The sequence below is a fragment of the Cupriavidus sp. KK10 genome, assembly GCF_018223725.1.
Lineage (GTDB): Bacteria > Pseudomonadota > Gammaproteobacteria > Burkholderiales > Burkholderiaceae > Cupriavidus > Cupriavidus necator.
On the sequence record NZ_CP073677.1, the window covers coordinates 1,413,615 to 1,427,172 of the forward strand.

The 13,558-nt window shown below is 67.0% G+C and carries 11 protein-coding genes and 2 tRNA genes; 4 read left to right on the forward strand and 9 right to left on the reverse strand.

The features are described from left to right. Positions 1-59: 59 nt before the first annotated feature. The gene (locus KB879_RS06995) at positions 60-614 is read right to left on the reverse strand and encodes a MarR family transcriptional regulator (RefSeq protein WP_153955930.1); all 555 of its coding nucleotides are present in this window, start codon (positions 612-614) and stop codon (positions 60-62) included. A gap of 396 nt (positions 615-1,010) precedes the next feature. On the opposite strand from KB879_RS06995, the gene KB879_RS07000 reads away from it, so the two are divergent. After that, positions 1,011-2,528 (forward strand): acetyl-CoA hydrolase/transferase family protein, encoded by a 1,518-nt coding sequence (locus KB879_RS07000; protein WP_013956375.1) that lies wholly within the window; start codon positions 1,011-1,013, stop codon positions 2,526-2,528. 81 nt (positions 2,529-2,609) lie between these two features. Here KB879_RS07000 and KB879_RS07005 read toward each other — a convergent pair whose 3' ends face one another. The 3 genes from KB879_RS07005 to KB879_RS07015 all read right to left on the reverse strand — a co-directional run bounded on the left by KB879_RS07005 (position 2,610) and on the right by KB879_RS07015 (position 4,682). Next, on the reverse strand, positions 2,610-2,969 hold the full coding sequence (locus KB879_RS07005; protein WP_114130423.1) for a hypothetical protein: 360 nt from the start codon (positions 2,967-2,969) through the stop codon (positions 2,610-2,612). Between the two features lie 317 nt (positions 2,970-3,286). Next, positions 3,287-4,267, reverse strand: a complete 981-nt coding sequence (locus KB879_RS07010; RefSeq protein ID WP_013956378.1) for a tripartite tricarboxylate transporter substrate binding protein — start codon at positions 4,265-4,267, stop codon at positions 3,287-3,289. A 339-nt stretch (positions 4,268-4,606) separates the two neighbouring features. After that, positions 4,607-4,682, reverse strand: a tRNA-Lys gene (locus KB879_RS07015). A 147-nt stretch (positions 4,683-4,829) separates the two neighbouring features. Here KB879_RS07015 and KB879_RS07020 point away from each other — a divergent pair. Next, positions 4,830-5,738: a LysR family transcriptional regulator gene (locus tag KB879_RS07020; RefSeq protein ID WP_153955931.1), complete on the forward strand. Its 909-nt coding sequence runs from the start codon at positions 4,830-4,832 to the stop codon at positions 5,736-5,738. A 133-nt stretch (positions 5,739-5,871) separates the two neighbouring features. After that, positions 5,872-7,260, forward strand: coding sequence for an 8-oxoguanine deaminase (locus KB879_RS07025; RefSeq protein WP_211980964.1), 1,389 nt, complete (start codon positions 5,872-5,874; stop codon positions 7,258-7,260). A 115-nt stretch (positions 7,261-7,375) separates the two neighbouring features. Here the strand turns inward: KB879_RS07025 and KB879_RS07030 are convergent. Continuing rightward, positions 7,376-7,451, reverse strand: a tRNA-Lys gene (locus KB879_RS07030). 226 nt (positions 7,452-7,677) lie between these two features. Between KB879_RS07030 and KB879_RS07035 the strand changes: the two genes are divergently transcribed. Beyond that, positions 7,678-7,941 carry a DUF1488 domain-containing protein gene (locus KB879_RS07035; protein ID WP_010813081.1) on the forward strand — a complete coding sequence of 88 codons (264 nt, stop codon included), beginning with the start codon at positions 7,678-7,680 and terminating at the stop codon, positions 7,939-7,941. Between the two features lie 221 nt (positions 7,942-8,162). Here KB879_RS07035 and KB879_RS07040 read toward each other — a convergent pair whose 3' ends face one another. The 4 genes from KB879_RS07040 to KB879_RS07055 form a co-directional block, all read right to left on the reverse strand. Further along, positions 8,163-9,953 carry a SulP family inorganic anion transporter gene (locus KB879_RS07040; RefSeq protein WP_211980965.1) on the reverse strand — a complete coding sequence of 597 codons (1,791 nt, stop codon included), beginning with the start codon at positions 9,951-9,953 and terminating at the stop codon, positions 8,163-8,165. Positions 9,954-9,972: 19 nt separating this feature from the next. Beyond that, positions 9,973-10,491 carry a homoprotocatechuate degradation operon regulator HpaR gene (gene hpaR / locus KB879_RS07045; RefSeq protein ID WP_211980966.1) on the reverse strand — a complete coding sequence of 173 codons (519 nt, stop codon included), beginning with the start codon at positions 10,489-10,491 and terminating at the stop codon, positions 9,973-9,975. Between the two features lie 86 nt (positions 10,492-10,577). Further along, entirely contained in the window at positions 10,578-11,408 is an 831-nt protein-coding gene (gene xth, locus KB879_RS07050; RefSeq protein WP_153955935.1) for an exodeoxyribonuclease III, read from the reverse strand. Further along, positions 11,405-13,489, reverse strand: a complete 2,085-nt coding sequence (locus KB879_RS07055) for a M3 family metallopeptidase (RefSeq protein WP_013956385.1) — start codon at positions 13,487-13,489, stop codon at positions 11,405-11,407. The genes xth and KB879_RS07055 overlap by 4 nt, the downstream gene beginning before the upstream one ends. Between the last annotated feature and the right edge of the window lie 69 nt (positions 13,490-13,558).

The window sequence follows — 13,558 nt, forward strand, 5'->3', positions numbered from 1 at the left end:
GACGCGTGAAGAAAAGGGTCGGCTCCCGCTGCTGCCCGCGGGAGCGGCTTGCGCGGCGCTCAGAGGCGCGTGGCGGCGAGGGTGGGGCAGGTGGTGGGGCGGTGGGCGACCGGCGGCAGGCCGGGGCAATGCGGGGGCGCGGCAGCTGTCTCCTGCCGGGCGGCTTGGGTGCCCGCGCGAACCTGGCGCGTGGTGTGGTCGCTCAGCGTGGTCTTCATCCGCTCCAGCAGGGAGCCCAGCGCAACACGCTCTTGCGAACTGAACGCCGCCACTGACACGCTGTGCAGCGCGCTGAGGGCCTGCGCGGTGCGCTGCAGCCGGCTGGCTGCGCTATCTGCAATGCGGGGCGCCTGGGTGTCTGCGTACTCGATCCAGCCGTCGCGCTGCAGTTCATCCAGCATCGTCTCGGAACGCGCGACATCGATCGGCATCGGGCCGGTCAAGGGCGAGCCGCGCACGAAGGCATCCTGGCGGATGGCCCGCAACAGAAGCCACTGGGCGTAGTTCAGGCCAGAGGCGCACAGCGTCTGTTCCAACGCACTTTGCCAGGCGGTTACGGCATCAACCAGGGCAAGGACAACCGGCTCGCTGGGTTCGAGGGGTCTTGGCTGCATGAATGGCGTCTCCTGTTTTGGTTTGCCGCCACTGCGATGCGCTGGCATCCGTCTCACAGATACCAGGGGCCGGAGCATGGCCGGCCCGGGCGGCACGGACGCCGCAACCTCTCTGGCGGGGCACGGTCGACCGATGGGGCAGACACTACCAGAATCCTTTGCCGGCAATGTGACAGCGAGGGAATGCCCTGTGGCATCACAGGGACATAGTGGCCCGCACGTCTCCCAGCATTCTTTTAGCTATGAATAAAGCGACTGGATACTATGATTTTAAATCACAGCCAGAATGTATGCGGCTGGCTACACTGCCTGCCGGAGACCCCCGCCAACGAGCCTTCAGGCCAGCACGGGGCGCGCGGCGCGGGCACGGGCCCGGCCGCCAGACCGGAGATAAGGATGTACAAGGAACGCATTCGCCTGGCCAGGCTGCACGACAAGGTTGTCTCGGCCGACGAAGCCGCCGCGCTGATCCGCGACGGCATGACGGTAGGCATGAGCGGCTTCACGCGCGCGGGCGACTGCAAGGAAGTCCCGTTTGCGCTGGCGCGGCGGGCGGCAACCGAGCCACTGCGCATCACCCTGATGACCGGCGCCTCGCTGGGCAACGATATCGACCGGGTACTGGCAGAGGCCGACGTGATTGCGCGCCGCCTGCCGTTTCAGTCTGACGCCACGCTGCGCCGCAAGATCAACGCCGGCGAAGTGATGTTCATCGACCAGCACCTGTCCGAGACCGTGGAGCAACTGCGCTCCGGCCAGATCGCGCCGGTGGACGTTGCGGTGGTGGAAGCGGTGGCGATCACCGAGCAGGGCGGCATCATCCCCAGCACCTCGGTCGGCAACTCGGCCAGCTTCGCCATGCTGGCGCGCAAGGTGATCGTCGAGATCAACCTGAACATGCCGCTGGAGCTGGAAGGGCTGCACGACATCTACTTCCCGGTGCAGCGTCCCTACCGCCAGCCGATCCCGCTGATCGCGCCCGAGCAGCGCATTGGCCTGCCGTATATCCCCATCGATCCCGAGAAGATCGCGGCCATCGTCATCACCGCCAAGGACGACAGCCCGTCCAACGCGCTGCCGCCGGATGCCGATACGCGCAATATCGCCGGCCATCTCAACGATTTCCTGCTGCGCGAAGTCCGCGCCGGCAGGCTCTCGCCCTCGCTGCAGCCGCTGCAGGCGGGCATTGGCACCATTGCAAACGCGGTGTTGCACGGCATGGTCGATTCACCGTTCCGCGACCTGCAGATGTATTCCGAGGTGCTGCAGGACAGCACCATCGAACTTCTGGATGCGGGGCGCCTGGCGTTTGCCTCGGCCTCTTCGGTGACGCTGACGCGCGAGGTGTACCAGCGCTTCCTGTCGAACCTGGACCGCTATCGCTCGCGCCTGGTGCTGCGTCCGCAGGAGATCAGCAACCATCCGGAGATCCTGCGCCGGCTCGGGCTGATCACCATCAATACGGCGCTGGAGTGCGACATCTACGGCAACGTCAACTCCACGCATGTGGGGGGCACGCACATGATGAACGGCATCGGCGGCTCCGGGGATTTTGCGCGCAATGCGCACCTGTCGGTATTCGTGACCAAGTCGGTGGCCAAGGGCGGCGATATCTCCAGCATCGTGCCGATGGTGGCGCACGTGGACCATACCGAGCACGACGTCGACATCATCGTCACCGAGCACGGCCTGGCCGACTTGCGCGGCCTGGCGCCGCGCGAACGCGCGCGCACGCTCATCGCCAACTGTGCCGACCCGCAATACCGCGAGCTGCTGGGCGACTACTTCCGGCGCGCCAGCGCCCATGGTGGCCAGACCCCGCACCTGCTGGAAGAGGCGCTGTCCTGGCATGTCGGCTTCCGCGACCGCGGCACCATGCAGCCCGCGCACCCGGCCCAGGCGATGGCAGCCTGAGCGCTGCCTCCGCCAGAAAGCAAAACAGCCCGCGCAAGCGGGCTGTCTGCCTTGGTGCCGCCGGTTGGCGGCGGGGCAGGCTTACTGCGCCTTGCCGCCCTGGCTGGCGGGTGCCTTGGCGCCGTCGGTATACGGATCAGCCTTGCCGGCCTTGGCGCCGTCGGTGTACGGATCGAACTTGCCGGCCTTGGCGCCATCCGTGTTCGGATCGAACTTCTTGCCCGAGTTGGTCAGGTCCGACTTGGTCGATTGCTTGGCGCCATCGGTGTACGGGTCGAACTTGCCGGACTTGGCCGGGTTCTGGTTCGGGCTGGCTTTCTTGGTGTGGCTGCCACCGTAGAGATCGCCGCCGTCAGTGTAGTTCTTCTGCGCATAGACCTGCGTCGCGCCCAGCGCGGCCAGTGCTGCAACGATCAGGGTCGAAACGGTCTTCTTCAGCATCTTGCTTATCCTCGCGATTGACGGTCGCGCAGCGCCTGCGCGAATCCGGTTTTAGGGCCGAGCTTGGCCGGTGACGGCCGGGCACATATGGCGGAACACCCGGTAAATGTACCGAGTCAGCGCTTGTCCGCAAAGTGAAAATTTCTTTTACAAGTATTGAACACCCATGGCGTTGCCTGCGTACTGCGCCGGATCAAATGCAACGCTCTTTAGATAGATGTGGGTGCCCCATGGCCCATTTTCAACGGCCAGCCATAAAAAAACGGCTGCCAGGTGGCAGCCGGTCATGACCCTCGCGGGACGGTTTCGCCGTCCGGTTATTCCAGTGTGATGTTCTGGTCGCGTGCGATCTTCTTGCGCAGGTCCAGTTCGCGCTTGATTTGGGCGGCGTACTGCGCCGGGGTGTTGCCGTCGGTGTAGGCACCGCTGTCGGCCAGGCGGCGCTTGACGTTCGGGTCCTGCAGCGCCTTGACCGCGGCATCATGCACGCGCGTGATGATTGCCGCCGGCGTGCCGGCCGGGGCCACCAGGCCGTACCAGGCCATGTTGTTCATGTCCTTCATGCCGGCTTCGGCAAAGGTCGGCACGTCAGGCAGGCCCTCGACCCGCTTGGGCGCCGCCACTGCCAGCGCGCGCAGCTTGCCGGCCTGGATATGCGGCATCGACGACGGCAGGTTGTCGAACTGCGCGTTGACCTGGCCGGCCAGCGTGTCATTCAGCGCAGGGCCCGATCCGCGGTAGGGGATATGGACCATGTCGGTCTTGGTGATGTCCTTGAACAGCTCGCCGTCCAGATGCGAAATGCTGCCCTTGCCGGCCGAGGCGTAGCTGTACTTGCCGGGGTTGGCCTTCAGCATCGCGACGAATTCCTTCAGGGTCTTGGCCGGCACCTTCGGATTGACCGTCAGCACGTTCGGCACGTTGACCAGGTTGGTGATCGGCGCGAAGTCCTTGAGCGGGTCGTACGGGTTCTTGGGGTTGGTGGCGGGGTTGGTCGCCATCGTGCTGACGGTGGCGATGCCCAGCGTGTAGCCGTCCGGGGCGGACTTGGCGAGCGCGTCGGCGCCGATCGCGCCGCCGCCGCCGCCGCGGTTTTCCACCACCACCGGCTGTCCCAGCTCGCGGCCGAGGCCGTCGGAGACCGCGCGCGCGACGATGTCGGTGGTGCCGCCGGCCGCGAACGGAACGATCAGGCGGATCGGCTTGTTGGGGTAGGACTGGGCCTGGGCCAGGCCGGCGTGGGCCAGGCCAAGGGCGGCGATGCAGGTGGCTGCGCCGGCGTTGATAACTGCTTTCAAGGAGTGCCTCCGTTCTTCTTTCACTGATTTGCCAGGCGGGCTGCAGGCGTTTCTTCGGGCGCGACCTTTCGTCTGCGCCCCGCGCTGTCACGGATCCCCGCGCTGGCATGACCAGGCCGTGCCGGGATGCGGCGACGGCCGGCACCTTGCGATAGTTCCGCGATACGGAACCATGTTCCACAATGTGCGCGGATGCGATTCAACCGGGAAAGCGGGCGCAGGGGAATTGGTGAGAACCCGCGTATCAAGAAAGCGGCAGCCATGCCGACCGCGCGCAGAAGCCGGGCGGCGGAAATGAAAAAAGCCGGAAGCAACGCTTCCGGCTTTTCCTGAATTCGCTGGTGGGGCGTGAGTGACTCGAACACTCGACCTACGGATTAAGAGTCCGCTGCTCTACCAACTGAGCTAACGCCCCAACGAAGAAAAAGATTGTAGCAAGGTATCGGATAAGACGCAATAGCCTTCGCGCAATTTCTGCGAGCCAGGCTGCACTGGCCGCTACAATGCCAGGCCACCGCGCGCATCCCGCGCGGTGGTTCCGATCCACCAGCTTGCCCAGCCCATGCATGCCAGAGTCCTGCGCTATCTCGACGAGGTCGTCCGCCGCGGTTCGATCCGCAAGGCGGCCGAGCACCTGCATGTGGCGCCGACCGCGGTCAACCGCCAGATCCTGGATCTGGAGGCGGAACTGGGCGCGCCGCTGTTCGAGCGCATCAACAAGCGGCTGCGGCTGACGCCGCTGGGCGAGATGGTGCTGGCCCACGTGCGCCAGACGCTGCGCGAGCACGACGCGCTGCGCGAGCGCATCGAGGACTTCAAAGGCGCGCGCCGCGGCGAGGTCACCGTGGCGGTCACGGCCGGCCTGGCGGGCTCGCTGATGCCGTCGCTGGTGCATGACTTCCGCCAGCGCTATCCGGGCATCGTGGTGCGCGTCGCCGACCTGCCGGTGGCCGACATTATCGCGGCGGTGGAGCAGGGCGACGCCGACCTGGGCCTTGGCTATGACCTGCCTGAGCTGCCTGCCTTCCGCGCGCTGGCCACCAGCGACTGGCAGATCGGCGCGGTGGTGCCGCCGGGCCATGCGCTGGCGGCCCGGCAATCGGCGCTGCTGAGCGAATGCGTCGGCTATCCGCTGATCCTGCCGGCGCCCTCGCTATCGATCCGCGCCATCCTTGACGCGGCCTTTGCCCGCAATGCAATCGAGGTCTCGCCGGTGGCGGAGTCCACCTCGACCGCGCTGATCCGGCAACTGGTGATGCTGGGCACCGGCATCGCGCTGCTGAACCCGCTCGATGTGATGGAAGAGCGCGCCCGCCAGGCGCTGGTCTATGTGCCGCTGCGCGACCGCCACCTGCAGGGCCAGACGCTGACACTGGTGGCGCGCGCCCGTGGCCCGCTCAGCGCCGCAGCCGAGCTGATGGCCGAGCGCATCGGCGACGCGCTGGCGGTGTTGTTCGCGCAGGCGCGCTGAGCAACAGGGTGCCGCAGGTGTCCACTTTTTGTGGACAGGTTGATCGGAATTCTGCGCTTGGGGGATGGCACCTCGCCGCCGTAGACTGGCGGCCATCCAGTCCCCCAATTCGCTTTGCAGAAGGAATTCCGCCATGACCCTGATTGCCCTGAACGCCGACGTGCTGGTCACCATGGACGCGCAACGCCGCGAGATCCGCGACGGCGCCCTGGTTGCCGAAGGCCCCGCCGTGCAGTGGGTCGGCCCCACCTCGGAACTGCCGCCGCAGTACCGGCGCATGGTCGATGACGGCAGCGCGCAGGTGCTCGACATGCGCGGCCGCGTGGTCACGCCCGGGCTGGTCAACACCCACCACCACATGTACCAGTGCCTGACGCGCGCGGTGCCGGCGGCGCAGGATGCCGAGCTGTTCTCGTGGCTGACCAACCTGTACATGCTGTGGTCGCACCTGACGCCGGAAATGATCGCGGTGTCGACCAAGACCGCGATAGCCGAGTTGATGCTGTCGGGCTGCACCACCACCAGCGACCACCTCTACCTGTTCCCGAACGGCTCGCGCCTGGATGACTCGATTGCCGCGGCGCAGGAGATGGGCATGCGCTTCCACGCCGCGCGCGGCTCGATGAGCGTGGGCCGCAGCAAGGGCGGCCTGCCGCCGGATGTGGTGGTGGAAGAGGAAGCCGCCATCCTGCGCGACAGCCAGCGGCTGGTGGAGCAGTACCACGACAGTGCGCGCCACGCGATGCTGCGCGTGGTGCTGGCGCCGTGCTCGCCGTTTTCGGTGTCGCGCGACCTGATGCGCGAGTCGGCCAACATGGCGCGGCACTATGGCGTGTCGCTGCACACGCACCTTGCCGAGAACGACAACGACATTGCCTACTCGCGTGAGAGATTCGGCCTGACGCCGGCCCAGTATGCCGAGGACCTGGGCTGGGTCGGCCACGATGTGTGGCATGCGCACTGCGTCAAGCTGGACGACGAGGGCATCGCACTGTTTGCCCGCACCGGGACCGGCGTGGCGCATTGTCCGTGCTCGAACATGCGGCTGGCGTCCGGCATTGCGCCGGTGCGCGCCATGCGCGATGCCGGCGTGCCGGTGGGCCTGGGCGTGGACGGCAGCGCCTCGAACGACGGCGCGCATATGCTGGGCGAGGCGCGCCAGGCCATGCTGCTGCAGCGCGTTGGCTACGGGCCGGCCGCAATGAGCGCGCGCGAGGCGCTGGAGATTGCCACGCTGGGTGGCGCGCGCGTGCTCAACCGCGACGATATCGGCGCGCTGGCGCCGGGCATGTCGGCGGATTTTGTCGCCTTCGACATGTCGCAGGTCGGCTTTGCCGGCGCTGGCCATGACCCGGTGGCGGCGCTGGTGTTCTGCACGCCGGCCAACGTCGCGGCGAGCGTGATCAACGGCAGGGAAGTGGTGCGCGACGGTGCACTGCTGACGGCCGACCTGCCCAACGTACTGCTGCGTCATCGCGCGCTGGCGCGTACGCTGTTCGAGCGGGCCAGCCAGGGCGCCTGATGCAGGGACCGCCGTGGCGTGGGCATGTGCCTGTGCCACAGCAGATTAGCCAATCAAGCAAGCGCACAAAGCAAAAGGCCGGAAGCATTGCTGCTTCCGGCCTTTCTGTATTCGGTGGTGGGGCGTGAGTGACTCGAACACTCGACCTACGGATTAAGAGTCCGCTGCTCTACCAACTGAGCTAACGCCCCAACGAAGAACGAGATTCTAGCATGATTTTCGGCGCTGTCAAATGTTTGATGCACTTGCCGGAACACCCCCCGTCGTTGTGACCGGGAGCCACACATACGCGCGGATGGAACTCAAAGACGGCCGCGATGGTCTTCGCAATGAGCGCATTCGCATGGGCTCTATCCATACGATTTTGCCGGAGCCATGTTAGGATGTTTCTCCACTTGCATATGGAGGGCTGCACCGATGGAAATCAAATTCCAAGAGCAAGAGCGCTACGACATCAATAATGAAGGCTTGCTGTTCCAGGCACTTGTCAATGGCGAGAAGGTGACTTGCGTGGTGACACGCGAAGCACTGTGGGAAGGCTTCAGTGCCGACCAGGTACTGTCGCTGGAAGAGGCATTCCGTGCCGGTCGCGAAACCATCGAACGCGCCGCCGTGGTGCTGATCGAGCAGGGCGCGCCCCAGCCAATCGTCGTCAAGCGCGCCCACGTGGCGCCGATCTGATGCGGATGGATGCCCCGGCCAGCCCCCGGCATGCCGCGGGCGCCCATCTGTTGTCAGGTTCCCAGACGTAGGGCCGTCCGGCCTTGCGTGCCAAGCCGGCAACGCCGGCACAGGCAATCTCCCGGTTTTCCCGTTTCAGTTTCCTGGTTTTCCTGCAGCCGTATTGTGGCTTGAACGCTGGTGTGCGGCCGCCGCTCATGCCGACGCGCCGGTGCTTCAGTTCATTGTGCTGCCGGGGCCGCGGCGCCAGGCCGTGACGCGCACTCTTCAAAGATCCGCACGGTGCATTGCGCGCAGATGTCCGGCGAAAGCTGCTCGACGATCGTGTGCAGCGCCTGCCGCTTGGTCGGGAAGATATGGTCGGCCCCGAGCTTGTTGGTAAAGCCGGTCTGCGCCCAGGTCTGCAGCACCTGCGTGCGCGGGCGGTGGAAGTACAGATCGCCGCCCAGCGCGCGCCGTTCGGCGAGCTCGTTTTCCCACATCTCGGCACCGGCCAGGTCGATGAAGTTCATGCTCTTGGTCATCGCCAGCAGGTGCGTCTGGCCGGCGTTGACCGTGCGCAACCAGTGCAGGCGATCCGTCACGTACTGCACGGCGCCGAAGTAGATCGCGCCTTCCATGCGCAGCAGTTTCAGTTGCGGGCATTCCGGCTGCGGGCGGCGCAGTTCGTCCAGCGGCGTGAAGCGCCGGCCGGGATCGTCGGCGTCGGGCACCAGGCTGCGCACGGCAGGCCGCGACGTGCGGTACAGGTAGGCCACCAGCGACAGCACGGTGCCGAGCAGCACCGCCATCTCCAGCCGGATCACCAGCGTGGCGGCGAAGGTGCCGATGGAAATGGCGAATTCCGTGCGGCTGAGCGTGAAGATGCGGCGCAGCCGCGCGGTGTCGGGCAGGCCCCACGCCACCAGCAGCAGCATCGCGGCGATCGCCGCCATCGGGATCTGTGCCAGCAGCGGGGAGCTGACGGCCACCAGCGCCACCAGCCACAGCGCCGAGAACACGCTGGCCAGCGGCGTGCGCGCGCCGGCTTCGAAGTTCGGCACCGAGCGGTTGAGCGAGCCGCACGAGATATAGCCAGAGAAGAAGCCGCCCGCGATATTGGACAGACCCTGGCCAATGAACTCGCGGTTGGCGTCGATATGCTGGCCCGAGCGCAGCGCCACCGCCTTGGCGATCGAGATCGACTGGCCCAGCGCGACGATGGTCAGCGCCGAGGCAATGCCAAGCAGGTCGGGCAGCTTGCGCCAGTCGACATCGGGAAGGTGGAAGCGCGGCATCGCCGACGGGATCGGCCCGACCACGTTGACATGGTGGGCGCCACCCGCGCCGGACTGGTTCAGCAGCAGCGCCACGCCATAGCCGGCCAGCAGCCCCAGCAACATGAACGGCAGCCGCCGCCACAGCCGCTTGCACAGCAGCGTCACCACCAGCGTGACCGCGCCTACGGTGGCCGCGCCCCAGTTGATGGTGTCGATGTTCTCGAACAGGTGGCGCAGCACGCCGAACGCACTGGTGCCGGTCGGCACCGCCAGCCCGAACAGGTCCTTGAGCGCATACAGGCCGATCAGCGTCGCGGCGCCGCAGGTGAAGCCGAGCAGCACCGACGGCGAGATAAAGTTGGCCAGCGTGCCGAGCCGCAACGTCCCCACGGCGAGCTGGATCACGCCCACCACGATGGTGACCGCCAGCGCCAGCCCGATATAGGCCGGGCTGCCGGCAAACGCAAGCGGGCTCAGCATCGCGAACAATGCCAGCGAATTGGCGTTGGTCGGCCCCGACATCACGTGCCAGCTCGAACCGAACAGCGCCGCCACGATGCACGGCACCACCGCGCTGTAGATGCCGTATTGCGGCGGCAGGCCGGCCAGCGTGGCGAAGGCCACGCCCTGCGGCAGCACCAGCACGGCGCCGAGCAGGCCGGCCACCAGGTCGGTGCGCAGCGTGGTCTTGTCGACGCGCTGGCTCCATGGGAACAGGCGCGGCAGGAGTGATCCGGGATGGGACGCGGGCATTGGCAATGAAGGAGCAGGCTTAGCCGGCCTCGCCGCCGCGCCCGGGCGGTGGCGAGGCAACGGATTCGGGCGAGGTGGATTCGGGCAGGTTCGGCTGCGGCGCCAGGCCGGCCAGCATGGCGTCGAGCGCGCGGTAGACCTCGGTCAGACGCTCGGGGCCGAGCCGCTGCGCCAGCTCCTGGTAGCGTGCATCGACCAGCGGCTCCATTTGCATGATGATGGCGCGCGCCGACGGCGTCAGGCTGACCAGCTGGCGGCGCTGGTCGGTGGCAGAGCGGGTCCGTTCGACCAGCCCGGCGTCTTCCATGCCGCACAGCATGCGGGTCAGGCTGGGGCTCAGGATCAGGCAGGCATCGGCCAGCTGGTTCGGCTCCATCGGCTCGTGCTCGTTGAGCGTGCGCATCACGCGCCATTGCTGCTCGGTGATGCCGAACTGCCGCAAGATCGGGCGAAAGCCGGCCAGCAATGTCTCGCGCGCTTGCAGCAGCAGGTGAGGAAGGTTGCGGTGGCGGAACATGGCCTGGCTGGTGTGGCTCATGCCCGCAGTGTAGCGGGCGCGGCGCCGCGCGGCGAGCGGGGCTTGTCCGGACTTGCCTGAACCTGCGCGCGGCGCCAGCGGCGCGTTCAGCCGCAGCTGAGTGTGGCCACCACCGGCGTGTGGTCCGACGGCTGCTCCCACGTGCGCGGCACGCGGTCGATCACGCAGGCGCTGCAGCCGCTGGTCAATGCCGGCGACAGCAGGATGTGGTCAATGCGCAGGCCCGCATTGCGGCGGAATGCCATCATGCGGTAGTCCCACCACGAGAAGGCCTTCTCGGGCTGCTCGAACTGGCGGAACGCATCCGCCAGGCCGAGTTCCACCAGGGCGGCGAATGCAGCGCGCTCCTGTGGCGAGACCAGGTTCTGGCCTTCCCATTTCTTGGGGTCGTGCACGTCGCGGTCTTCCGGCGCGATATTGAAGTCGCCCAGCAGCGCCAGCTTCGGGTAGCGCTTCATCTCTTCGCGCAGCCAGGCCGTCATCGCATCCAGCCACTTGAGCTTGTAGACGAACTTGTCCGAGTCCAGCGCCTGCCCGTTGGGAAAGTAGGCGCAGACCAGCCGCACGTCGCCGTACGTGGCCGCGATCACGCGCTGCTGCGCGTCCTCGAAGCCGGGGATGTTGCGCACCACGTCGGCGGGGCCGGGCATGCTGTCGTCGCGGGCGAGGATGGCCACGCCGTTGTATGTCTTCTGCCCGGTGTAGATGCTGTGGAAGCCCGCGTTCTCCAGCTCGGCCAGCGGGTACTTGTCGTCCGGCAGCTTCAGTTCCTGCAGGCACAGCGCGTCGATCGGCGCGCCGGCCTGGTCCTGCTCGGCCAGCCATTGCAGCACCTGCGGCAGGCGCACCTTGAGCGAGTTGACGTTCCAGCTGGCAATGCGAAGCGGGCCGCTGGCGGGCAGGGCGGCGGCGCTCATGCTGCCATCCCGCCGTGGCGCAGCAGCGCGTCGATCTGCGGCGCGCGGCCGCGGAATGCGACAAACGAGTCCATCGCCGGACGGCTGCCGCCGACCGACAGGATCTCGCGCTGGTAGCGCGCACCGGTCTCGCTGTCGAGCACGCTGCCCGACAGCTGCGCGGCCTCTTCGAACGCTGCGTACACGTCGGCCGACAGCACCTCGGCCCACTTGTAGCTGTAGTAGCCCGCCGCATAGCCGCCGGCGAAGATATGGCTGAAGGTGTTCGGCCAGCGCGACAGCGGATGCTGCGGCACCACGTGCACGCGGTCGTTGATCTGGCGCGACAGGTCCAGCACCGAGGTGGCGCCGGCCGGGTCGAAGTCGGTGTGCAGGTGCATGTCGAACGACGAGAACACGATCTGGCGCAGTGTCATCATGCCGTTCTGGAAGTTCTTGGCCGCCAGCATGCGGTCAAACAGCGCGCGCGGCAGCGGCGCGCCGGTGTCGATGTGCTGCGTCATGCCGGTCAGCACCTCATACTCCCAGCAGAAATTCTCCATGAACTGCGACGGCAGTTCCACCGCATCCCATTCCACGCCGTTGATGCCCGACACGCCCAGCTCGCCCACCTGCGTCAGCATGTGGTGCAGGCCATGGCCGAACTCATGGAACAGGGTGATCACTTCATCGTGCGTGAACAGCGCGGGCTTGCCGCCCACCGGCGCGGAGAAGTTGCAGGTCAGGTAGGCCACCGGCGTCTGCACGCCGCCTTGCTCCAGCACCTTGCGGCCGCGCGCGTCGTCCATCCAGGCGCCGCCGCGCTTGCCTTCGCGCGCGTACAGGTCGATGTAGAACTGGGCCAGCAGCGTGCCGTCGGCGGTGGTGACGCGGAAGAAGCGTGCGTCCTTGTGCCAGGTCTGCGCCTGCTCGGGCTCGATGCGCACCGAGAACAGCTTCTGCACCACGCCGAACAGGCCCTCGAGCACCTTCGCCTCTGGGAAGTACTGCTTGACCTCTTGCTCGGAGAACGCATAGCGCTGCTGGCGCAGCTTCTCCGAGGCATAGGCGACATCCCACGGAGCCAGTTCAGGCAGCCCCAGCTCTGCTGCGGCGAAGGCCTTCATCTCGGCCCAGTCCTTCTCGGCATAGGGGCGCGCCTTGACGGCGAGCTCGTCGAGGAACTTCAACACCTCGGCCGGCGATTCGGCCATCTTCGGCACCAGCGAGACTTCGCCGTAGCACTGGTAGCCGAGCATCTGCGCCTCTTCGCGGCGCAGGGCCAGCTGCTCGCGCATATTGGCGGTGTTGTCCCAGTCGGCCTGGCCCTGGCCATGCTGCGGGCCCAGTTCCGAGGCGCGCGTGACGTTGGCTTCGTACAGGGTCTGGCGCAGCGCGCGGTCGTCCGCGTACTGCAGCACCGGGAAGTAGGACGGAAAGTGCAGGGTGAATTTCCAGCCGGCCTTGCCATCCTTCTCTGCGGCATGGCGGGCGGCTTCCTTGGCGTCGTCGGGCAGGCCGGACAGGCGGGCCTCGTCCTCGACATGCAGCGCGTAGGCGTTGGTGGCATCCAGCACGTGGTCGGAGAAGGCCTTGGACAGCTGGGCCTGCTGCTCCTGGATCTCGGCGAAGCGCGGCTTCTTGTCCTCAGGCAGCTCGGCACCGCCCAGGCGGAAGCCGCGCAGTTCGTTTTCGATCAGCTGGTGGCGCGCCGCGCTCATGCCGGCGAACTCCGGGCTGGCGGCCAGCGCCTTGTACTTGTCGTACAGCGCCAGGCTCTGGCCGAGCGAGGACCAGAACTCGGTCATGCGCGGCAGGTTCTCGGCGTGCGCGCGGCGCAGTTCGGGCGTATCGGCCACGGCGCTCAGGTGACTGACTACGCCCCAGGCGCGGCCCAGCGGCTCGGTGGCCGCTTCCAGCGCCTGCACGGCGCTGGCCCAGTCGGCGGGCGTGGCCGGATCTTCGGCTCGGGCGACGGCCTGCTGGGCGCGTTCCAGCAGCACGTCCAGCGCCGGGCTGATGTGCTCGGGCCGGATTTCTGCAAAGCGGGGCAGGTCGGAAAAGTCCAGCAGAGGATTGGTAGCGTTGGCGGCTTGGTCCATGGCGTGTTCTCGGTTGGCTGGCCTCGATCGGGCAATATTCCCGCAGATGGGGCCGGGGCGCTGGATTTT